Source organism: Pseudomonas caspiana (genome assembly GCF_040224095.2).
In the GTDB taxonomy this organism is placed as follows: Bacteria; Pseudomonadota; Gammaproteobacteria; order Pseudomonadales; family Pseudomonadaceae; genus Aquipseudomonas; species Aquipseudomonas caspiana.
This window is the reverse complement of the sequence record NZ_CP167995.1, coordinates 6,122,525-6,144,631: the sequence shown is the minus strand read 5'-3', so window position 1 is coordinate 6,144,631 and position 22,107 is coordinate 6,122,525. Positions and strand designations below refer to the sequence as shown.

Here is a 22,107-nt window from a genome sequence, read left to right as displayed (position 1 = left end):
CTTCCAAGGGTGGAGGTGCGGCCGAATCGGGTATACTCCCGCTCTTTAAATCGCAGCCCCAGTACAGGTGAATTTCGTGAGCCAGCCTACGCCAGCCGTGCGTACCTTCCAAGACTTGATCCTCGCCCTCCAGCAATACTGGGCCGAGCAAGGTTGTGTGGTACTTCAGCCCTACGATATGGAAGTAGGCGCCGGCACTTTCCACACTGCCACGTTTCTGCGCGCCGTAGGCCCGGAAACCTGGAACGCAGCCTATGTACAACCAAGCCGCCGTCCGACTGACGGCCGTTATGGTGAAAACCCGAACCGCCTGCAGCACTACTATCAGTTTCAAGTAGTTCTCAAGCCAAACCCGGACAACTTTCAGGAGTTGTATCTGGGCTCGTTGAAGCATGTCGGTCTGGACCCGCTGGTTCACGACGTGCGCTTCGTCGAAGACAACTGGGAATCGCCAACACTCGGCGCCTGGGGTCTGGGCTGGGAAATCTGGCTCAACGGCATGGAAGTGTCGCAGTTCACTTATTTCCAGCAAGCGGGCGGCATCGAATGCTACCCGGTGACCGGTGAGATCACCTACGGCCTGGAACGTCTGGCGATGTACCTGCAGAACGTTGACTCGGTTTATGACCTGGTCTGGGCTGACGGCCCGTTCGGCCGCGTGACCTACGGCGATGTGTTCCACCAGAACGAAGTGGAACAATCGACTTATAACTTCGAACACGCCAACGTCGACAAACTGTTTGAGCTGTTCGATTTCTACGAAAGCGAAGCCAAGCGTCTGATCGAACTGGATCAGCCACTGCCGCTGCCAAGCTACGAAATGGTTCTGAAGGCTTCCCATACCTTCAACCTGCTGGACGCTCGTCGCGCTATTTCGGTAACTGCTCGTCAGCAGTACATCCTGCGCGTTCGTACTCTGGCTCGCTCGGTCGCTCAGGCGTATCTGATGGCTCGCGCCAAGCTGGGCTTCCCGATGGCTCCACCTGATTTACGTGACGAAGTGCTGGCCAAGCTGGAGGCGCAACAATGAGTGCTCAAGATTTCCTGGTTGAACTGGGTACCGAAGAGCTGCCACCCAAAGCGCTCAACACATTGGCCGATGCATTTCTGGCTGGTATCGAAAAAGGCCTGCAGTCTGCGGGGCTGACTTACAGCGCCAAGCAGGTTTATGGCGCACCGCGTCGTCTGGCCGTGTTGATCACCGACCTGTCCACGCAACAGCCTGATCGCAGCATCAACCTTGACGGCCCGCCACGTCAGGCGGCTTTCGACGCGGAAGGCAACCCGACTCAGGCAGCCCTGGGTTTTGCCAAGAAGTGCGGCGTTGACCTGAGCGAAATCGATCAGAGCGGCCCCAAGCTGCGTTACAGCCAGAACATCGCTGGCAAGCCAACCGCCAGCCTGCTGCCGACTATCGTTGAAGACTCCCTGAACGACCTGCCGATTCCCAAGCGCATGCGCTGGGGCGCTCGCAAGGAAGAGTTCGTGCGTCCAACCCAATGGCTGGTCATGCTGTTTGGTGATCAAGTCATCGATTGCACGATTCTGGCTCAGACGGCTGGCCGTGAATCCCGCGGCCATCGCTTCCACCACCCGGAAAGCGTTCGCATCACCTCGCCAGCCAGCTACCTGAGCGATCTACGCAAAGCGTATGTATTGGCTGACTTCAACGAACGCCGTCAACTGATCACCAAGCGTGTCGAAGAACTGGCGACCCAACACGAAGGCACTGCCATCGTGCCGCCTAGCTTGCTGGACGAAGTGACTTCGCTGGTCGAGTGGCCGGTTCCGCTGGTGTGCTCGTTTGAAGAGCGCTTCCTGGAAGTGCCGCAAGAAGCCCTGATCACCACCATGCAGGACAACCAGAAGTACTTCTGCCTGCTGGATGCAGACGGCAAGTTGCTGCCACGCTTCATCACCGTTGCGAACATCGAAAGCAAAGACCCTCAGCAGATCGTGCTGGGCAACGAGAAAGTCGTTCGTCCACGTCTGACTGACGCCGAGTTCTTCTTCAAGCAGGACAAGAAGCAGAAGCTGGAAACCTTCAACGAGCGTCTACAAAACGTGGTGTTCCAGGCTCAGTTGGGCAGCGTTTTCGACAAGGCTGAACGTGTTTCTAAACTGGCTGCATTCATCGCGCCACGTATCGGTGGCGATGCTCAACGCGCAGCGCGCGCAGGTCTGCTGTCCAAGTGCGACCTGGCCACCGAGATGGTCGGCGAATTCCCTGAAATGCAGGGTATCGCCGGTTACTACTACGCCAAGGCTGACGGCGAAGCTGACGATGTAGCCTTGGCGCTGAACGAGCAGTACATGCCGCGCGGTGCAGGCGCTGAACTGCCAACGACGTTGACCGGTTCGGCAGTGGCCATCGCTGACAAGCTGGACACCCTGGTCGGTATCTTCGGCATCGGCATGCTGCCTACCGGCAGTAAAGACCCGTACGCATTGCGCCGTGCTGCATTGGGTATCCTGCGTATTCTGATCGAGAAGCAACTGGACCTGGATCTGATCGAGACTGTGAAGTTTGCAGTGGGTCAATTCGGTGCCAAGGTCAAAGCCGCAGGCTTGCAGGAACAAGTACTGGAATTCATCTTCGACCGCCTGCGTGCGCGTTATGAAGACGAAGGCGTCGAGGTGGCGGTTTATCTGTCGGTTCGTGCACTGCAGCCCGGCTCGGCGCTGGACTTCGATCAGCGTGTTCAAGCCGTTCAGGCGTTCCGCAAACTGCCGGAAGCTGCCGCGCTGGCCGCAGTGAACAAGCGCGTTTCGAATCTGTTGAGCAAGGCTGAAGGCAACATTGCCCAGACCGTCGAGCCCAAATACTTCGATAACGCTAACGAGTTCTCACTGTATTCGGCTATCAAGCAAGCGGATCAAGATGTGCAGCCAATGGCAGAAGCGCGTCAGTACAGTGAAACCCTCGCGCGTCTGGCAGCCCTGCGTGAGCCGGTGGATGCCTTCTTCGAAGCCGTGATGGTCAATGCCGAGGACGCCAGCGTACGCGCCAACCGCTATGCACTGCTGGCGCGTCTGCGTGGGCTGTTCCTGGGCGTCGCTGACATCTCGTTGCTAGGCTGAAGAAGGGACGTATTGTGAAGTTGCTGATCCTTGATCGAGATGGAGTTATCAATCATGACTCCGACGCTTACATAAAGTCGGTGGCGGAGTGGATTCCGATTTCAGGTTCGATCGAGGCCATCGCGCAACTGAGCAAAGCCGGCTGGACGGTTGCAGTCGCAACCAACCAGTCCGGCATCGCCCGGGGTTATTACGACCTGGCGACTCTGGACGCCATGCACGCGCGCTTACGTGAGCTGGTGGCGGAGCAGGGTGGCGAGGTCGGTTTAATCGTTTACTGTCCGCACCGGCCCGACGAGGGTTGCGAATGCCGCAAACCGAAACCGGGCATGCTGCAAACCATAGCCCGACACTACCAAGTGGATCTGGCAGGAATATGGTTTGTGGGCGACAGCAGCAGTGACCTGAAGGCCGCACTGGCCGTCGACTCACAACCGGTTTTGGTAAAAACCGGTAAAGGTGAGAAAACACTGGCCGGTTCGTTGCCCGCCAGCACGTTGGTTTTTGACGATCTTGCGGCGGTTGCCGCAGAACTTATCCACAATAGCGCTCCGCAAAAAAACTAGCGGTACGCTTGATGAACGGGCATTCGCCCGTACGGTAAAAGCAACTATGTCGATCATCCAGGCAATCAGGACTTTTTTCTTCTACCTGTTGCTAGGCACCAGCTCTCTGCTGTGGTGCACATTAAGCTTCTTCATCGCTCCGTTTCTGCCATTCAAGGCTCGCTATCGCTTCATCAACGTCTACTGGTGCCGCTGTGCAATCTGGTTGACTCGCGTATTTCTGAATATCCGTGTTGAAGTGACCGGTGCGGAAAATGTCCCCAAGACGCCCTGCGTGATCATCTCCAACCACCAGAGCACTTGGGAAACCTTCTTCCTGTCGCAGTACTTCTCGCCACTGAGCCAGGTGCTCAAGCGTGAGCTGCTGTATGTCCCGTTCTTTGGCTGGGCGATGGCGATGCTGCGTCCTATCGCAATTGATCGCGAGAACCCCAAAGCAGCACTCAAGCAAATCGCTAAGAAGGGCGACGAGCTGCTCAAAGACGGCGTCTGGGTACTGATCTTTCCGGAAGGCACCCGCGTCCCGTTTGGCCAGGTTGGTAAATTCTCTCGTGGCGGTACTGCATTGGCGGTCAACGCAAACCTGCCCGTGCTGCCAATCGCGCACAACGCTGGCAAGTTCTGGCCGAAGGAAGGCTGGGCGAAAAAGCCAGGGACTATTCAGGTCGTGATTGGCGAACCGATGTACGCAGAGGGCGAAGGCCCACGTGCCATTGCTGCACTGAACGACCGCGTTCAAACATGGAACGAAGACACTCAGAAAGCCTTGGGCTCGATCGCCGCACCGGTGTCGAGCAGCGAGCGAGCCGTAATCTGAGTTTTGTGGATAACCTGTGCACTGTTTTTGAATTTTTCGAAAAAATCGGCGGCAAAGCCTTGGATTTACTGCTTATTTCCGATGCTCATTAAGGGGCCAAAAACGTGCATAAGTTTTTATGAGCTTCTAAAACCGACCTTTTGGGGTCGGTTTTTTTATGTCTGATTTTGGGCATTTACCATAGAGACTTCTAGCGGCTCTGGTGGACTACCCCCCTTTCAAGCTATCCCTCATGGCGAAATCACTTCTGGTACCAAATACACGTTCCACGTGGAACATAACCTCATCCAATTCCGGTCTGAGGATCGCACCAGTCGCACATCGATCCGTTACCAAGCTTAGATGCGGTCACTTACTCGACGGCGTGGCACCTGTTGGTGATGCCATGAACGTCGATAAATCGTGATTGAAACGCGCCGATTCTTCCAGGAACGGAGCGTGGCCTGAGTTCTCATATACCTTTGTCTGAACGCGAGGATTCAACTGCTTTGCGCGCGCCACAGAGGGCTGAACATTGACGAGCTGATCCTTCGCCCCATACAGCATCAAGATGGGCACCTTTGCCTTGGGTATTCCCTCTGCGGCGGCCACCGTCATTGACGGAGTTGCGCGTGTCATTGTCCATGACGCCATCGCAGCATTCGACAACAGCAGTTCGAAAGTGGGCACATCCGGCTGGGTGTGGAAGCAAAGAGCGAGGAATTTACGTATGGCCTCCAGGTGTTTTTTGAGATCATCAGACGCCAGCCCCGTGTACACCTCCGGGTGTGAGGTAATCAACGCAACGTTAAGCTCGATCACGCCATCGACATACATGATCCCACCGAGATCAGCGTCACCATAAGCGGCCAGGTAATTGGATATAACTACTCCACCCAAAGACCAACCAACCAGCACCGGGCGCGGGCTGCCCGTCGCCTTCATAACAGCAGCCAGATCATCTGCGGATCGACGCCCGTCGAGATAAGCGCTGGAGTCTTCAGGCTTGTCGGAAAGGCCATGGCCTCGTAGGTCATAGGTGACCATACGGTAGCGTTGCAGCTCCGGACTACCCGTCTGCTTTTCCCAATTCAAGCGGCTACCGAGTAAACCATGAATGAAGATGATAGCCGGGCCATCTGGATTACCAGCCTCCTGAACGGCGATTCTGACGCCGTCCGGAGCAGTTACCGTGTAGCTCTTCTCAGCTGCGATAGATAGAGATGAAAGAGCTGCCAATAACGCTATCGCCCAAGCGCTGCCTAGCAATTGATAACCAAAACGATGACCCATGAGATGACTCCAGTGCCCAAAGTTGAGCATTGGAGTCTAGGTAGGCGGCAGACGGCGGTCTATGATCTGAGCTCTATAGATATTGATCAATCGTCCTGGAGTGATAATGGCTTTGCCTATTCAAACTGATCCAAGTGAGCTGATCAGCGAATTGTTATCAGGCATGCGTCTTACGGGCGTACAGTTTCGCAGAATAGAAATCCGGGACTTTCCGGGGGTGGGTTTCAGTAATGCAGTGGGTCGCGCGCAGTTTCACTTCGTAGGACGCGGGCCTCTCTGGCTCCGCAGCCCAGGCAACAACCTGTATCGAATGGATGCAGGGACCGCAGTCCTGATACCTCGTGGCGGACCTCATGCGATTTTGTCTTCCGAGAGAACGCCTTCGTCCAGCGCAAAGCCATTCGCCTTTGATTTTTTTAGCGAAGAGGAGGGGAGTGCTTGCCAAGGTCCGGTTATTTTCAGTTGCTGTATGGAGTTGGAACTTGGCGGCATGCAACCGCTGGTTGCTGCCATGCCAGAGGTATTACTGGCGAGTACACTGTCGCAGGCGTCACCCGAGATCTGCCCCATGCTGGACGCTATGGAGCGTGAGTCATTGATGTTAAAAGCCGGCCACCTGGGGATTCTGGCGCGCCTCGCCGAAGTGGTCGCTGCACTTGTCATAAGGGATTGGGTGGCAGATGAACGCGCTGGTGCAGCAGGATGGTTGGGAGCGTTACATGATCCTCGGCTGAGTAAAGCTCTTGTAATGATGCACAAACACCCCGGTAGAAGCTGGACAGTAGCGTCTCTGGCAAGCGAAGCAGGGCAGTCGCGCTCTGTTTTTGCCCAGCGTTTCCTTCAGGCTACTGGCGTTTCCCCGCTTCGATACCTCACGGATTTAAGGATGCGACTGGCTCTGCTTAGCCTGAGTCGCGAGCGACACCCCATAGAAACCATTGCAAGCCAGTTAGGTTACGGTTCATTGGCCGCGTTTGGCCGTGCATTCAAACGCTCGGTGGGTGTGTCTCCAGGCACGATCCGCACCTACAGTGAGGGCCTGAACACGCCTGAGCACCCAAGCAATTCAACGCCATAAAAAAAGCCAACCCAGAGGTTGGCTTTTTCATGGCGTAGTGAGAATGGCCGTTTCCGGCCACAACCTTATTTAGAAGTCCAGGTTAGACACTGCCAAAGCGTTGCTTTCGATGAAGTCACGGCGAGGTTCTACCGCGTCACCCATCAAGGTATTGAAGATCTGGTCTGCACCGATAGCGTCTTCAATAGTGACCTTGAGCATCCGGCGAACCGATGGGTCCATCGTGGTTTCCCACAACTGATCAGGGTTCATTTCACCCAGACCTTTGTATCGCTGGATGGTGTGACGCTTGGTGCTTTCTGCCATCAACCAGGCCAAAGCTTCCTTGAACTCGGTGACCTGCTTCTTGCGCTCGCCACGTTGAACGTAAGCGCCTTCTTCCAGCAATGTGCTGATCTGCAGACCCAAAGCGGTAACCGTCTTGTAGTCGTTACTGCCGAAGAAGTCACGGTTGAAGGTCACGTAGTTGGACAGGCCGTGGGAGATCAGTTCGACCTCTGGCAGCCAGACATTACGTTCGCGATCTTCACGCAGGCTGGCTTTGTAGACCAGACCCGACTTCTCACCAACGCGCAGACGTGCGTCAAACAGCGCCAGCCAGGCTTGCATGCCTTCGTGGTCAGACAGCTGCTCGAGAGTGACAGGAGGCAGGTAAACGAAGTGCTCGGTCAGTTCCTGCGGATACAAGCGCGACAGACGCTTGAGGGTCTTCATGACCATGCGGAAATCGTTAACCAGACGCTCAAGCGACTCGCCGGAGATGCCAGGTGCGGACTCATTCAGGTGCAGGCTCGCATCTTCAAGAGCCGACTGGGTCATGTACTCTTCCATGGCGTCGTCGTCTTTGATGTACTGCTCTTGCTTGCCTTTCTTGACCTTGTACAACGGTGGTTGAGCGATGTAGATGTAGCCACGCTCGATCAACTCAGGCAGCTGACGGAAGAAGAAAGTCAGCAGCAGGGTACGGATGTGAGAACCGTCGACGTCAGCATCGGTCATGATGATGATGTTGTGATAGCGCAGCTTGTCGATGTTGTACTCATCGCGGCCAATGCCACAGCCCAGGGCCGTGATCAAAGTACCTACTTCTTGCGACGAGATCATCTTGTCGAAACGCGCTTTCTCGACGTTAAGGATCTTACCCTTAAGAGGCAGGATCGCTTGGGTTTTACGGTTACGTCCCTGCTTGGCTGAACCGCCAGCAGAGTCACCTTCCACGAGGTACAGTTCGGAAAGGGCAGGGTCTTTTTCCTGGCAGTCAGCAAGCTTGCCCGGCAGACCGGCAATGTCCAGTGCGCCTTTGCGACGGGTCATCTCGCGAGCTTTACGAGCCGCTTCACGAGCGCGCGCAGCGTCGATCATCTTGCCAACAACGGCTTTGGCTTCGTTCGGGTTTTCCAGCAGGAAGTCAGAGAAGTATTTACCCATCTCTTGTTCAACTGCGGTTTTAACCTCGGAAGAGACCAGCTTGTCTTTGGTCTGCGAGCTGAATTTCGGGTCTGGCACTTTCACCGAAATAATCGCGGTCAGACCTTCGCGGGCATCGTCACCGGTGGTCGCAACCTTGTGCTTCTTGGCCAGACCTTCCTGCTCGATGTAAGCGTTAAGGTTACGCGTCAACGCCGAGCGGAAGCCCACCAAGTGCGTGCCGCCATCGCGTTGCGGAATGTTGTTGGTGAAGCACAGCAGATTCTCGTTGAAGCTGTCGTTCCACTGCAGAGCGATCTCGACGCCAATGCCATCGTCACGTTGAATATTGAAGTGGAATACCTGGTTGACCGCAGTCTTGTTGGTATTCAGATATTCAACGAAAGCACGCAAACCACCTTCGTACTTGAACAGCTCTTCCTTACCACTGCGCTCGTCACGAAGAACGATACCTACGCCAGAGTTCAGGAAGGAGAGTTCACGAATCCGCTTGGCGAGGATGTCCCAGCTGAAGTGGATGTTCTTGAAGGTTTCAGCGGAAGGCTTGAAGTGGATCTCGGTGCCGGTGGTATCGCTATCACCGACTATGCGCATTGGCTCCTGTGGAACACCGTGCACATAAGTCTGTTCCCAAATCTTGCCGCTACGACGCACGGTCAGTAACAACAGTTCGGACAAAGCGTTAACTACAGAAACACCTACACCGTGCAGACCGCCAGATACTTTGTAGGAGTTGTCGTCGAACTTACCACCAGCGTGGAGCACGGTCATGATGACCTCTGCCGCCGACACGCCTTCTTCTTTATGCACGTCTACCGGAATGCCACGGCCGTTGTCACGGACGGTGATCGATTCGTCAGGGTGGATGGTGATAGTGATGTCGTCGCAATGGCCAGCCAATGCTTCGTCGATCGAGTTATCAACAACCTCAAACACCATATGGTGGAGACCGCTGCCATCGTCAGTGTCACCGATGTACATTCCGGGACGCTTGCGTACGGCATCTAGCCCTTTCAGTACCTTGATACTGGAGGAGTCGTACGTTTGGTTTTCGCTCATGCAATCACTCCCGATGATCGTGGGTCTGGGTGATACGGCCTTGTTCCACGTGGAACAAAGCGACTGGCGTTTCCGTCTGCCAGCCGTCCCTCAGTAATTCGTGGTCTACACAGGTGATAAAAACCTGGCAGCGTAAGTCCTCAAGCAAGCGGCAAAGCGCGCGGCGATGGTGGTCATCCAGTTCAGACGGCAAGTCGTCGACCAGGTAAATGCACTGACCACGACGAGCCTGACTAACGAGATGACCTTGGGCAATACGCAGCGCGCACACCACCAGTTTCTGCTGACCCCGCGACAAGATATCTGCCGCATTATGCGCACCTAATCTAAGCCGCAAATCAGCTCTCTGTGGTCCCGCTTGCGTATGGCCCATTTGTTGATCGCGCTGGAGGGAAGAAGCGAGCACTGTGCTCAAGTCTTTTTCCTTGTCCCATCCACGGTAGTAACTCAGGGTCAAACCTTCGAGTTCAACCAGCTCGCTCAGAGTCTGTTCGAATACAGGTTTTAACGCCTTGATGTACGACCGGCGATACTCATCAATTTCATCGCTGGCGAGGCACAGTTCCCGGTCCCAAGCCGCTTGCGAAGCGCCGTCAAGTGTACCATGCCGAAGCCACGAGTTACGCTGCTTGAGGGCCTTCTGGAGGCGCTGCCAAGTAGCCATAAATCGAGGTTCCACGTGGAACACTCCCCAATCCAGAAACTGCCTGCGGATCTTTGGAGCGCCTTCGAGCAAACGGAAGCTGTCGGGATTGATGAGTTGAAGAGGTAATGTCTCCGCGAGCTGCGCAGCGCTACGAGCATTCTGCCCATCTATGCGGATTTGAAAGTCACTCTGACGATCTCGGGAAACACCGAGATTGCTGTGCCCACCTTCAACCAGATCTACCTGGCCAAAGACCGTACAAGCCGGTTGTTCGTATTGGATTACCGGCAGCAGTCGGGCGCTACGAAACGAGCGGGCGAGGCCGAGCAAATGGATAGCTTCCAGCACGCTGGTTTTGCCACTGCCATTAGCGCCGTGAAGGATGTTGATACGGGGGGAGGGGGAGAAGGTCACCGGGTGCAGATTGCGCACCCCGGTGACCGAGACGCGACTAAGAGACATCTAGCTTCTGCTGAACATGGTTACAGACGCATCGGCATAACTACATAAGCAGAGTCGTCATTATCAGATTCCTGCACCAGCGCACTGCTGTTGGAGTCAGACAGGATCAAACGAACTTGCTCGGTAGTCATTACGCCCAGCACGTCGAGCAAGTAGCTGACGTTGAAACCGATCTCCAGAGAAGCGCCGTTGTAGTCGACGCTGATTTCTTCTTCCGCTTCTTCCTGCTCGGGGTTGTTCGCTTGGATTTTCAGCTGACCACTGGCCAGTTGCAGACGGATGCCGCGGTACTTCTCGTTGGACAGAATTGCTGTACGGCTGAACGCTTCACGCAATGCCTGGCGATCGCCCAGTACGAGTTTATCGCCACCCTTAGGCAGGACACGCTCGTAGTCCGGGAATTTACCGTCAACCAGCTTGGACGTGAAAGTAAACTCGCCGGTGGTCGCGCGGATGTGATGCTGACCCAGAACAATACTGACGATACCGTCCTGTTCTGTCAGCAGGCGCGCCATCTCCAGAATGCCTTTGCGTGGAACGATTACCTGGTGACGATCAGCCTGTTCGATCTCGGCAGTCATCGAGCACATGGCCAAACGGTGACCGTCGGTGGCAACAGCTCGAAGAACACCGGCGCTCACTTCCAGCAACATACCATTGAGGTAGTAACGAACGTCCTGCTGAGCCATCGCAAAACTGGTGCGCTCGATCAAACGACGCAGCTTGCTTTGAACCAGGTTAAAGGTCAGCGAGCCAGGGCCTTCTTCAACGGTAGGGAAGTCATTGGCAGGCAATGTCGACAACGTGAAGCGGCTACGGCCAGCCTTGACGATCAGCTTTGCATCGTCAACCTTGATGTCGATCAGCACGTCGTTCGGCAGGCTTTTGCAAATGTCCATCAGCTTGCGTGCAGGGACAGTGATCTCGCCCGGCTCAGCAGGTTCTTCCAGCTGAACACGGCCAACCAGTTCGACTTCAAGATCAGTGCCGGTCAACGAGAGCTGCTGCCCTTCGACAACCAGAAGAACGTTGGAGAGCACCGGCAGGGTCTGGCGGCGTTCAACAACGCCGGCGACCAATTGCAGGGGTTTCAACAGGGCTTCGCGTTGAATGGTGAAATGCATGGTCTAGTCCCTTGCCTTAATAAGCTGCGCTGATGTCATCAAGTGGTCAGTGTACGCAGCAGGTTCTTGTAGTCCTCGCGAATATCCGCGTCGGATTCCTTCAATTCATTGATCTTGCGGCAAGCGTGCAGCACCGTGGTGTGATCGCGACCGCCAAACACATCGCCAATTTCCGGCAGACTGTGGTTAGTCAGTTCCTTGGACAACGCCATCGCCACCTGACGCGGCCGGGCTACAGATCGGGAACGACGCTTGGACAGCAGGTCGGAAATTTTGATCTTGTAATACTCGGCTACAGTGCGCTGAATGTTATCCACACTTACCAGCTTGTCCTGCAATGCCAACAGGTCTTTCAACGACTCGCGAATCAGCTCGATTGTGATCTCACGGCCCATGAAGTGCGAGTGAGCAATAACACGCTTGAGCGCACCTTCAAGTTCGCGAACGTTCGATCGGATACGTTGCGCAATAAAGAATGCAGCATCGTGAGGCAGATCCACCTTCGCCTGATCCGCTTTTTTCATCAGGATCGCGACCCGGGTTTCAAGTTCTGGCGGCTCGACAGCAACTGTCAGGCCCCAGCCGAACCGAGACTTCAGACGCTCTTCCAGCCCCTCAATCTCTTTCGGATAACGATCGCTGGTCAGAATGACCTGCTGACCGCCTTCGAGCAGAGCGTTGAAGGTATGGAAAAACTCTTCCTGAGAGCGCTCCTTTCGGGCAAAAAACTGAATGTCATCGATCAGCAACGCATCCACCGAACGGTAAAAACGTTTGAACTCATTGATTGCGTTCAACTGAAGCGCTTTGACCATGTCGGCCACAAAACGCTCCGAATGCAGGTATACCACTTTGGCATTCGGATTCTTCTTGAGCAGGTGGTTACCCACAGCATGCATCAAGTGCGTTTTACCCAAGCCCACACCACCATAAAGGAAGAGCGGGTTGTAACCATGCTTGGGATTATCCGCCACCTGCCAGGCAGCAGCGCGGGCCAGCTGGTTGGACTTACCCTCGACAAAATTCTCGAAGGTGAACGTGCGGTTCAGATAGCTGGTGTGTTTGAGGGCACCTTCAACCTGAACAGTACGTTGCTCGGCTCGAGCAGGCGCTTGCTGAGAACTGGCACCAGCCATCGGATCGAAGCTATCGCGAGAGGGCTCGTCGTTTACCTGTGGCTGTACGGGTACAGGAGTGGCCACCTGAGCAGGTGCGGGCGCCTGACTCACAGGCTGGCTCGCCGCTATGGCTTGCGAAGCAGCCGCAGCCAATGGCGCATTCGGTGCTGCACGAGGGGCGGAACTGCGCTTGCTACCTATTAATAGAGAAAGCGCGGGGGCCAAGCCTTGGCCATGCTCCCCCAACAGTTCAAGCAAACGACTCAGGTACTTTTCGTTGACCCAATCGAGAACAAAACGGTTCGGTGCATAGACACGCAACTCGTCGCCTTCGGCTTCAACCTGTAGCGGACGGATCCAGGTGTTGAATTGCTGGGCAGGCAGCTCATCGCGCAAAAGCTCTACGCATTGCTGCCAAAGTTCCAATGACACGGACATCCCCTAGGTTAAAAGCCGGTGAGGCAAAAACAGCCGCCATTGTACCGACCGCCGCGGTACTTATCCACATGTAGGTGGCTTGGAGTCCGGGATAAATCCAGCGTTTATATACAATCAAGCCGACCAACGGCATGTGCATAAGCCCTGTGGATAACCTAGCCTCAGCTCGTTGCATAACCAGACCCTGAAATCTGTGGATAAACGCTCTGTGGATAAAAGGCCATTCCACACACAGGTTTTCCGACAGCGCAGCACAGGCAGAGCACTGTTTCTCGACAGTGTTGTCATTCTCTGTACAGCTTGATTCTAGAGGCTTTAGAGTAGTTATCCACAGAAGATGTCCTGCCTTGCTTTAATAAGCTCTATAAAGAAGCTTTAAATACTTCTCTTCTTTATTTCTATATCTGGGCAAGACGTAAAACCTCGGGAAGCGGTGAAAAGTGATCCGAGAGCAGTTACATAACTAAATGAAGGAAACGTTGGTTGGAAATTGACCTAGAGGCTTGCTTTCTCTAGAATCCCCGGTCTCTTAAAACGGGGGCCATTCCGGCCCGTTGTGGACGAACCAGGTAACACGCCATGAAACGTACTTTCCAACCAAGCACTATCAAACGCGCTCGCACTCACGGCTTCCGTGCTCGCATGGCCACCAAGAACGGCCGTGCCGTCCTGTCGCGTCGCCGCGCCAAAGGTCGTGCGCGTCTGGCAGTTTGATAATCCGGCACTGGAGGTGAGTCAGGACTTCAGTCGGGAAAAGCGTTTGCTTACTCCCCGGCATTTCAAGGCAGTCTTTGACTCCCCTACCGGCAAGGTTCCGGGGAAAAATCTCCTGCTCCTTGCGCGCAACAACGACCTTGATCACCCCCGTCTGGGGCTGGTTATCGGTAAAAAGAGCGTCAAACTCTCCGTTGAGCGCAACCGCTTGAAACGCCTGATGCGCGAATCATTTCGCCACCACCAAGACAACTTGGTCGGCTGGGATATCGTGATTGTCGCGCGTAAAGGCTTGGGTGACGTAGAAAGCCCCGAATTGATTCAGCATTTCGGCAAGCTATGGAAACGTCTGGCACGCAGCCGGCCGACTCCAGAGGCAAAAACCGAAACTGCAGGGGTAGATAGTACCGATGCGTAAACTGGCACTCGTTCCGATCCAGTTCTATCGCTATGCCATTAGCCCGCTGATGGCCAGTCACTGTCGTTTCTACCCCAGTTGCTCCTGCTACGCGTATGAAGCCATTGAAAATCATGGCCTTCTGCGCGGTGGCTGGCTGACCTTTCGTCGATTAGGTCGCTGTCATCCGTGGAATCCCGGTGGTTATGACCCGGTTCCGCCTGTCCCTACCTCCCGTTCTTCTTCGATGGCCGAGTAATCATGGATATTAAACGCACGATCCTGATCGTCGCCCTGGCAATCGTGACCTATGTCGGGGTTCTGAAATGGAACCAAGACTACGGCCAAGCCGCCTTGCCGACTCAGAATGTTGCTGCCAGCACACCTGCACCGGGCATTCCGGACACGGCCACTGGTGCTCAAACGTCTGCAAGTGCAGATGTTCCTAGCGCTAATGGCGAAGCTGCTGCTCCTCTGGAAGCTCCGACAGTCGCCAGCAAAGACCTCATTCAGGTCAAAACCGATGTGCTCAACCTGGCAATCGACCCGGTCGGCGGCGACGTCGTTCAACTGCGACTGCCACTGTATCCACGTCGTCAGGATCATCCTGAAGTCCCGTTCCAGCTGTTTGATAACGGTGGCGAACGTACTTTTCTGGCACAAAGCGGCCTGACCGGTAGCAATGGTCTCGATGCTCGTCCAGCAGGTCGTCCGGTTTACTCGTCCGCACAGAAAAGCTACCAACTGGCCGATGGCCAGGAGAATCTGGTAGTCGAACTGAAGTTCACCGACAACGGTGTTAACTACATCAAACGCTTTACGTTCAAGCGCGGCCTGTACGATCTGGTTGTCAGCTACGAGATTGACAACCAGAGTGCCCAGCCTTGGTCGGGTAACCTGTTTGCTCAGCTGAAACGTGACGGCAGCGATGATCCATCTTCCACAACTGCCACGGGTACTGCGACCTACCTGGGCGCCGCACTGTGGACAGCTGCCGAGCCGTACAAAAAAGTGTCGATGAAAGATATCGACAAGGCTCAGCTCAAGGAAACCGTTCAAGGTGGTTGGGTTGCCTGGTTGCAGCACTACTTCGTAACGGCCTGGATCCCGAGCAAGGACACTGCCAACGCAGTTCAGACTCGTAAAGACAGCCAGGGCAACTACATCATCGGTTTTACTGGCCCGGCCGTAACAATTGCACCGGGTAGCAAAGGCGAGTTGAGTGCCACGTTGTATGCCGGTCCGAAAAGCCAGGCGGTACTGAAAGAGTTGTCCCCAGGTCTGGAATTGACCGTCGACTACGGCATCCTGTGGTTCATTGCCCAACCGATCTTCTGGTTGCTGCAACATATCCACGCCATTGTGGGTAACTGGGGCTGGTCGATTATCTTCCTGACCATGCTGATCAAGGGTCTTTTCTTCCCATTGTCGGCAGCCAGCTACAAATCCATGGCTCGCATGCGCGCAGTTGCTCCGAAACTCGCGATCCTGAAAGAGCAGCATGGCGACGATCGTCAGAAAATGTCGCAAGCGATGATGGAGTTGTACAAGAAAGAGAAGATCAACCCGCTGGGTGGATGCTTGCCAATTCTTGTACAAATGCCGGTGTTCCTGTCGCTTTACTGGGTTCTGCTTGAAAGCGTCGAGATGCGTCAGGCACCTTGGATTCTGTGGATAACCGACCTGTCGATCAAAGACCCGTTCTTTATTCTGCCGATCATCATGGGCGCGACCATGTTCATCCAGCAGCGTTTGAACCCGACTCCGCCGGATCCGATGCAGGCCAAGGTCATGAAAATGATGCCAATCATCTTCACGTTCTTCTTCCTGTGGTTCCCTGCTGGTCTGGTTCTGTACTGGGTTGTGAACAACACCCTGTCGATCGCTCAACAGGCTTACATCACTCGCAAGATCGAAGCGGCCACCAAAAAAGCCGAAGCTTGATCTAACCTGTGAATAAGTTTTACAAGGCGCCCCCTAGTGGGGCGTTTTGCTATCTGCTATTTGTCCCGGAGTCGCGCTATGAATGCCCCACGTGAAACCATTGCAGCCATCGCCACCGCACAAGGCCGCGGCGGGGTAGGCATCGTGCGTATTTCCGGCCCCCTTGCCGCCAAGGCTGCATCAGCTATCACAGGGCGGACTCTGAAACCGCGATTTGCACATTACGGCCCGTTTGAAGATGGGGCCGGGCAAGTCATCGATGAAGGTATCGCCCTGTATTTTCCCGGCCCTAACTCATTCACGGGTGAAGACGTTCTTGAGCTTCAGGGGCACGGTGGCCCGGTTGTTCTGGATATGCTGCTGCAGCGATGCCTGGAGTTAGGAAGTCGGCTGGCCCGGCCGGGAGAGTTTAGCGAACGGGCTTTCCTCAATGACAAGCTGGATCTGGCGCAGGCCGAGGCGATAGCCGACCTGATTGAAGCAAGTTCTGCACAGGCTGCACGCAACGCGTTGCGTTCATTACAAGGCGCGTTTTCGCGCCGTGTGGATAACTTGACCGAAAAGCTGATTGGTCTGCGTATCTATGTTGAAGCTGCGATCGACTTCCCGGAGGAGGAAATCGATTTTCTCGCCGATGGCCATGTGTTGAGTATGCTGGACAGTGTGCGCGACGAGTTATCCACAGTCATGCGGGAAGCTGGCCAAGGTGCTCTGCTACGCGACGGGATGACAGTAGTGATCGCAGGCCGGCCGAACGCAGGAAAGTCCAGTCTGTTGAATGCTCTGGCCGGTAAAGAAGCCGCCATCGTGACCGAAATTGCCGGCACTACCCGGGATATTTTGCGAGAACATATCCACATTGATGGTATGCCGCTACATGTGGTGGACACAGCCGGATTACGCGACACGGAAGACCAGGTCGAGAAGATTGGTGTGCAGCGGGCCCTCAAGGCAATTGGTGAAGCTGACCGTGTGTTGCTGGTTGTGGATGCAACAGCGCCAGAAGCACTTGATCCGTTCGCGCTATGGCCAGAGTTTCTGGAGCAGCGGCCGGATCCTGCAAAGGTGACCTTGATCCGCAACAAGGCTGATCTCAGCGGCGAAGCCATTGAGCTGCAGACCAGTAAGGATGGCCATGTCACCATAAGCCTGAGCGCCAAATCAGCAGGCGAAGGCCTGGATCTGCTGCGCGAGCATCTCAAAGCCTGCATGGGCTATGAGCAAACCTCGGAAAGCAGTTTCAGTGCCCGCAGGCGTCATCTCGAAGCGCTGCGTCATGCAAGCGGCTCACTTGAACATGGCCGGGCGCAGCTAACCATGGCGGGAGCAGGGGAGTTACTGGCTGAAGATCTGCGTCAGGCCCAGCAATCTCTGGCCGAGATCACTGGCGCATTTAGCTCCGATGATCTGTTAGGACGTATTTTTTCCAGCTTCTGCATCGGTAAATAGTCTGGGAAGCAGGCCATTGGGGATAACTCCAATGGCCAGGATATCCACAGACTTACCAGTTGTAGCTGACCGTGCCTAGCAACGTACGGCTGTCGCCCCAATAGCAGCGGCCCGCATCGTTGCAACCTGAGACGTATTCCTTATCGAACAGGTTCTTGGCGTTTACGTCCACCGACCAATGCTTGTCGATCTGGTAGCCAACGTTTGCGTCCACCAGAGTAACGTCGCCAGCATCTAGCTTGCCGTACAGCGCCGCTGGTGTGTATGAGAATGCGCTGTCGAAATAGCGTATGCCCGCCCCCACGTGGAAGCCATTGAGGTATCCATCAAGGAAACGATACTTGGCCCAGGCGGACGCCTGATTACGCGGCACACCAGTTATCTGATGGCCTTCGATCAATGATCCCGCGGCGTCCTTGGTTACACGGGCATCGGTGTAGGAATACGATGCCGTTAGGTTGAGGTTCTCATTGACGTCACTGTTGACCTCAAGCTCCACGCCCTTGGAGCGACTTTCACCGACTTGGCGATAGCTGGACGTTACCGAATCAAAGTAGGTGTCGTCTTGTTTGCGCAGGTCATAGATCGAGGCCGTAATAGCGGTGTTCCAGCCCACAGGTTCGTATTTGAAGCCTACTTCGTACTGGCTACTGGTGATCGGGTCGAGCGGTGTTCCACCGTTGGATATCTGCTGCACGGGTACGAACGCAGTTGAGTAGCTGACATACGGCGTAAAACCGTTGTCGAACTGGTACATGACGCCGCCCTGCCAGGTGAATTTCTTGTCGCTGGAGCTGATGTCGCCGCCGGGCGCCAGTTTGTTGCGGAAATCACTGTCTACCCAGTCCTGCCGGCCTCCAAGCAAGACTATCCAATTGTCGTACTTGCTCTGGATCTGCCCATAGAGGCCTTGCATCTGTTGTTCCAGCAGAGTGTTTTGCACTGCAATTGAAGTCACAGGATCCTGTGTATAAATCGGATCGAAGATGTTGATACTACCCGCAGCACCGGCGTTCCAGTCCTGGCTGAACGAGGTACGGTCAAAGCTGGCACCAAACAGCACCGTGTTTTCCAGCCCGCCAGTACTGAATTTTCCTTCCAGCTGATTATCCAGTGAGTAGACCATCGATTTGTTATAGCGATCGTAGGCCGTGACGTTCAACAACGTGCCGTAACCGCCGTTATTGAGGTTACCCGGCCAGGTTTCATGACGAGTAATCCGCGACTGCATGTAGCGTGAGTTCTGCCTGAACTGCCAATCGTCGTTGAAGCTGTGACTGAATTCATAGCCGGCGCTCCACATCTCGCGCTCGAAAGTGTTCCAGTCCGGCACGCCAAGCATGGTGTCCTTGTCCAGCTTGCCATTCGGGTTGCGCAGCAACGTCCCTGCAGCAGGAAGGCCCAGCTCCATGTTGGTGTGGTCCTTCTGGTAGCTGCCCAGAAGGGTCAAGCTGTTGTAGTCATCGAAATTCAAGGTCAGTGAAGGCGCGATGTACATCCGGTCATCAGGAACATGATCAGTTTGTGTATCTGCATTGCGGCCAAGCATGACGACGCGACCAAGAATATTGCCGGTCTCATCCAGCGGCCCGGATATATCCACACCCAATTGCCGACGGTTGTTTGAACCATAGCTGAGCTGAACCTCGCCTTGAGAGTCGGCGGTAGGCCGCTTGCTCACCACATTGACCAGCCCGCCCGGCGCGTTTTCACCGTAAAGAATCGACGAAGGCCCACGAAAGATCTCGACCCGCTCGAGTCCATAAGGCTCTGTGGTGGTGTCGTAACGATTTCCTTGTACACGCAAACCATCTCGCATCAAGCCGTAACCGTAGTCGGTGGCGTTAAAACCACGGATAAAGAAAAGATCCCCCGCCAGATTATCCCCAGCGGCAAAAGGCGGCGCGAAGATACCCGGCACATAACCCAACGCTTCCGTCAGAGTTTGAGTCTTCTGGTCTTTCAGGCGCTGGGCCGTGACGACTGAAACAGAACGCGGCGTTTCGGAAAGCGGCGTACTGGTCTTGGTCCCGGCACGACTCGTCTCTGCCTTGTAGCCGCGATCGGGCAAGGGGGATTCGATGCCTGTGGATAACATGCTGTTGATAGCCGTTGGAGCTAACAGTACAGAGCCGTTATTCGGGATCGGCTCGAGGATGTAACTTCCGGGGGCTTGTGTCGCGACCTGCAGTTTCGAACCCTGCAAGAGTATGGCAAAACCCTCTTCAACCGAGTACGTCCCCTGAAGCCCGGCACTTCGCAAGCTAGCGGTTTGAGCAGGGGAGAACGACAGAGTCACGTTGGAGGCCGAAGCGAACTGGTTCAAAGCACTGTCCAAAGGGCCCGCAGCAATGCTGTAGATCTGGGAAGCCGCTGCCGCGAAAACACTGCCAGGCAACATTGCGATACTAAAACCACTGGTCAGCAATAGGCCATAGCTCATGCATCGGCGGGACAAGTGTCGTCGGGTTTGAAGCGGAAGGGGCGGCAAGCGCATTTTGTTGTAGACCCTGAGGTGGTGGAATGTGCGTTCACCTGTAGGGCCGCGCCTGAATCAAAAAAGATAACCCTTACTCAACTTTTTTTCGTGAGCAGGCATCAGCCTGTTCGTTTGATCGAAACCCAATAGCGGGTGAAATAACGAACCTGGATGGGCAGGCTTGCCTGAAGATTGGCCAGGGCAGCGTCAGTTGCATCAAGCCGGAAAGCACCGGATACGCGCAATTTTGCAGCCTGCTCATCACATTGCATGACACCGGAACGATAGCGTGCGAGCTCATTGATGACATTGCCCAAGGGTTCGTTGAGCACAATCAACTGCCCGTCTGCCCAGGCTGCGGCAGTCTGTGGATAAATACGGCTTGGACTTATTTCACTGTTATTAAAGTCAGCGCCTTGACCAGCGCTGAGTAGCCGCGGAGTACCGTCAGAAACAGCGGGAACAATGCGCACTTGATCTTCCAGAACACCCACGCGGGTAGTGTTTTCCAGCTGTCGAACCGAAAACCGAGTGCCAAGAGCCTGAACTCGTCCTTGTTGAGTCTCGACATAAAAGGGCCGCGTATCTCCCTGCTTTCCGGTACGAACCAGGATTTCCCCGGCACGCAATCGGACGAGTCGCTGATGGCTGTCGAACACCACATCTATGGCCGAATCCGTATTGAGTTCTATCTGGCTGCCATCGGCCAATTCGACATGCTGGCGCCGACCAACTGGGGTTCGGTAGTCAGCCATTACATTTTTGAGGGCCGTATGTTGCTGGATATTCCACCCAAGATATCCGGTGCCCGCCACTGCAAGCAGTAATTTGAGAACCTGACGGCGTTGCTGCGGTTTGGAAAGGGCTCTACGCGTGAGGTGCGCAGGCATGTTGCCGAGGTTGCGCTGCAATTGCTCCATTTGCTGCCAGGCAATCCGATGAGCTGGATTGCTTTCCAGCCACTGCCGCCAGGCAGCCTCTTCTATCTGAGTAGGGGGCTCGCTTTGAAACTGCACAAACCAACTCGCGGCCGCTTCAAAGACTTTGCGGTCTGGGGACACGCTCATGACATTTGGGCCATGAGTAACGAACACTCAGTGAAAGCCCGAATCATGTGTTTCTTCACAGTGGTCAGTGAAACCTTCAACTCAAGGGCGATCTGTTGATAAGTCAGCCCCTCTGTCTGCGAAAGCATGAAGATTCGCTTCGTGCGTGAGCCCAGATCATCCAATGCCTTATCCACAGCCACCAGAGTTTCGATAATCAGAGCCTTGTCTTCCTCACTGATTACTGTGTGCTGCGGCCGCTCAGCCATTGCCTGCTGATAAGCCAGCTCGATTGATCTTCGTCGGTATCGATCAATGACAAGACCCCGGGCAACGGTAGCGAGATAGTCGCGAGGCTCGCGAATCTGCGTGGCATTAGCTGCGCCGAGAATCCGCACAAACGTGTCATGAGCCACATCGGCAGCATCGCAGGCATTGGATAGCCGTGTTCTGAGCCAACCATGCAACCACGAGTGATGCTGCTCATAGATACGCTGGACAGCTGTCGTATGGGAGTGAGAGGGCATAAGAGCAATCGGGAGTTAATGATAATGGCTATTATTAGCTTTTGTTTCGACATCCCACAATAGCGTCCCCATCAGGTCGGATTCATCAAAGCCACATCCATTTCCTCGCGGGTCTATCTCTATTTACCGCCCAATCAACAAAAACCAGTGACTTAAGCTCTGTGGATAAGGCCGCCTTAGCCCCGTTGATAAGTGGGCTTGAAAACTGCGCATAACCCCCTCTGTGGACAAGTACCCATTTAATCCACAGGCTTATGCCGGTTATCCCAACCCCTCCGGAGCAGATGATCACAGTGTTTTGATTCTCTGTACACATTGAAATATATGGTCTACAGCAATCTATCCACAGAAATGATGCTCAGTATAAATAGCATTTAAAATAAGGTTTTATAAATCTTCTTTCTTTTTAATTTCTATATCTGAGACTTTTCCACAGCTGGTTAAATTTTGTGCAACGGGTTC

At 54.7% G+C, this 22,107-nt stretch carries 18 protein-coding genes; 10 read left to right on the top strand and 8 right to left on the bottom strand.

Going from position 1 to position 22,107, the window contains the following annotated elements; translation table 11 throughout:
* The first annotated feature begins 76 nt into the window (after positions 1–76).
* The 4 genes from glyQ to ABRP31_RS27655 are packed head-to-tail and all read left to right on the top strand — an operon-like array spanning position 77 to position 4,464.
* On the top strand, positions 77–1,030 hold the full coding sequence (gene glyQ / locus ABRP31_RS27670) for a glycine--tRNA ligase subunit alpha (RefSeq protein ID WP_020292021.1): 954 nt from the start codon (positions 77–79) through the stop codon (positions 1,028–1,030).
* A complete protein-coding gene (glyS, locus tag ABRP31_RS27665; protein ID WP_349971718.1) occupies positions 1,027–3,081 on the top strand; it encodes a glycine--tRNA ligase subunit beta in 2,055 nt (684 codons plus the stop codon). The genes glyQ and glyS overlap by 4 nt, the downstream gene beginning before the upstream one ends.
* A 14-nt stretch (positions 3,082–3,095) precedes the next feature.
* On the top strand, positions 3,096–3,647 hold the full coding sequence (gene gmhB / locus ABRP31_RS27660; protein ID WP_349971716.1) for a D-glycero-beta-D-manno-heptose 1,7-bisphosphate 7-phosphatase: 552 nt from the start codon (positions 3,096–3,098) through the stop codon (positions 3,645–3,647).
* Between the two features lie 46 nt (positions 3,648–3,693).
* Positions 3,694–4,464 carry a lysophospholipid acyltransferase family protein gene (locus ABRP31_RS27655; RefSeq protein WP_349971715.1) on the top strand — a complete coding sequence of 257 codons (771 nt, stop codon included), beginning with the start codon at positions 3,694–3,696 and terminating at the stop codon, positions 4,462–4,464.
* Positions 4,465–4,812: 348 nt separating this feature from the next.
* On the opposite strand, the gene ABRP31_RS27650 is transcribed toward ABRP31_RS27655, so the two are convergent.
* Positions 4,813–5,736: an alpha/beta hydrolase gene (locus tag ABRP31_RS27650; RefSeq protein ID WP_349971714.1), complete on the bottom strand. Its 924-nt coding sequence runs from the start codon at positions 5,734–5,736 to the stop codon at positions 4,813–4,815.
* A 106-nt stretch (positions 5,737–5,842) separates the two neighbouring features.
* On the opposite strand from ABRP31_RS27650, the gene ABRP31_RS27645 reads away from it, so the two are divergent.
* Positions 5,843–6,814: a cupin domain-containing protein gene (locus tag ABRP31_RS27645; protein ID WP_372489250.1), complete on the top strand. Its 972-nt coding sequence runs from the start codon at positions 5,843–5,845 to the stop codon at positions 6,812–6,814.
* Between the two features lie 69 nt (positions 6,815–6,883).
* Here the strand turns inward: ABRP31_RS27645 and gyrB are convergent, their stop codons facing one another.
* From gyrB to dnaA, 4 genes are read right to left on the bottom strand one after another with little or no spacing between them, the layout of a single operon-like run.
* Positions 6,884–9,301 carry a DNA topoisomerase (ATP-hydrolyzing) subunit B gene (gyrB, locus tag ABRP31_RS27640; protein WP_349971713.1) on the bottom strand — a complete coding sequence of 806 codons (2,418 nt, stop codon included), beginning with the start codon at positions 9,299–9,301 and terminating at the stop codon, positions 6,884–6,886.
* Positions 9,302–9,305: 4 nt separating this feature from the next.
* Positions 9,306–10,409, bottom strand: coding sequence for a DNA replication/repair protein RecF (gene recF, locus ABRP31_RS27635; RefSeq protein ID WP_349971712.1), 1,104 nt, complete (start codon positions 10,407–10,409; stop codon positions 9,306–9,308).
* 20 nt (positions 10,410–10,429) lie between these two features.
* Entirely contained in the window at positions 10,430–11,533 is a 1,104-nt protein-coding gene (gene dnaN / locus ABRP31_RS27630; protein WP_087269449.1) for a DNA polymerase III subunit beta, read from the bottom strand.
* Positions 11,534–11,571: 38 nt separating this feature from the next.
* On the bottom strand, positions 11,572–13,083 hold the full coding sequence (gene dnaA, locus ABRP31_RS27625) for a chromosomal replication initiator protein DnaA (RefSeq protein ID WP_349971710.1): 1,512 nt from the start codon (positions 13,081–13,083) through the stop codon (positions 11,572–11,574).
* Between the two features lie 585 nt (positions 13,084–13,668).
* Between dnaA and rpmH the strand changes: the two genes are divergently transcribed.
* The 5 genes from rpmH (at position 13,669) to mnmE (ending at position 17,593) form a co-directional block, all read left to right on the top strand.
* Complete coding sequence (gene rpmH, locus ABRP31_RS27620; protein ID WP_003213577.1) at positions 13,669–13,803, top strand: 50S ribosomal protein L34; 135 nt, start codon at positions 13,669–13,671, stop codon at positions 13,801–13,803.
* A gap of 16 nt (positions 13,804–13,819) precedes the next feature.
* The gene (gene rnpA, locus ABRP31_RS27615; protein ID WP_087269447.1) at positions 13,820–14,221 is read left to right on the top strand and encodes a ribonuclease P protein component; all 402 of its coding nucleotides are present in this window, start codon (positions 13,820–13,822) and stop codon (positions 14,219–14,221) included.
* Positions 14,214–14,459, top strand: a complete 246-nt coding sequence (gene yidD / locus ABRP31_RS27610) for a membrane protein insertion efficiency factor YidD (protein WP_027901580.1) — start codon at positions 14,214–14,216, stop codon at positions 14,457–14,459. Before rnpA ends, yidD begins: the two co-directional genes overlap by 8 nt.
* Before the next feature lie 2 nt (positions 14,460–14,461).
* Positions 14,462–16,144: a membrane protein insertase YidC gene (yidC, locus tag ABRP31_RS27605; RefSeq protein WP_087269444.1), complete on the top strand. Its 1,683-nt coding sequence runs from the start codon at positions 14,462–14,464 to the stop codon at positions 16,142–16,144.
* A gap of 78 nt (positions 16,145–16,222) precedes the next feature.
* A complete protein-coding gene (gene mnmE, locus ABRP31_RS27600; RefSeq protein ID WP_349971708.1) occupies positions 16,223–17,593 on the top strand; it encodes a tRNA uridine-5-carboxymethylaminomethyl(34) synthesis GTPase MnmE in 1,371 nt (456 codons plus the stop codon).
* 52 nt (positions 17,594–17,645) lie between these two features.
* On the opposite strand, the gene ABRP31_RS27595 is transcribed toward mnmE, so the two are convergent.
* The 3 genes from ABRP31_RS27595 to ABRP31_RS27585 form a co-directional block, all read right to left on the bottom strand.
* Positions 17,646–20,036, bottom strand: a complete 2,391-nt coding sequence (locus tag ABRP31_RS27595) for a TonB-dependent siderophore receptor (RefSeq protein WP_372489244.1) — start codon at positions 20,034–20,036, stop codon at positions 17,646–17,648.
* Positions 20,037–20,191: 155 nt separating this feature from the next.
* Positions 20,192–21,139, bottom strand: coding sequence for a FecR domain-containing protein (locus ABRP31_RS27590; protein ID WP_349971705.1), 948 nt, complete (start codon positions 21,137–21,139; stop codon positions 20,192–20,194).
* Complete coding sequence (locus ABRP31_RS27585; protein WP_087269432.1) at positions 21,136–21,645, bottom strand: sigma-70 family RNA polymerase sigma factor; 510 nt, start codon at positions 21,643–21,645, stop codon at positions 21,136–21,138. Before ABRP31_RS27585 ends, ABRP31_RS27590 begins: the two co-directional genes overlap by 4 nt.
* Between the last annotated feature and the right edge of the window lie 462 nt (positions 21,646–22,107).